This is a genomic window from Bacillus sp. SIMBA_026, from assembly GCF_046535335.1.
GTDB lineage: Bacteria > Bacillota > Bacilli > Bacillales > Bacillaceae > Bacillus > Bacillus velezensis.
On record NZ_JAWRWX010000289.1, the window covers coordinates 1 to 257 of the forward strand.

Consider the following 257-nt stretch of genomic DNA (forward strand, 5'->3'; position numbering starts at 1 on the left):
TGACGACCTGCGCCGCAAAGAAACCGAGTAACAACAATGCCCAGTTTTCCCGCTTGGTCAGCAGGTATGCGCCGACCGCGATCCCCGAGGGCAACCAGACGTAGACCGCATGGTTGAGCGGGTCGTCGAAGAGGTGCGAAAACGCGCCGCACACCAAATAGGGCACGATCCATATCAGGCTGGTCACGTTCATCTTGGCGATGGAGAGGTCTCGACGAAATGGGATAGGTTCAGTTCCCCTGTCCGGCCAGATCTCC

The 257-nt window shown here is 58.4% G+C and carries 1 protein-coding gene; it reads right to left on the reverse strand.

All coding sequences use genetic code 11. From position 1 onward, the window contains the following. Window positions 1–257, reverse strand: a 257-nt coding sequence (locus tag SB847_RS21525) for a hypothetical protein (protein WP_410578712.1), incomplete at both ends; no start/stop codon positions are given.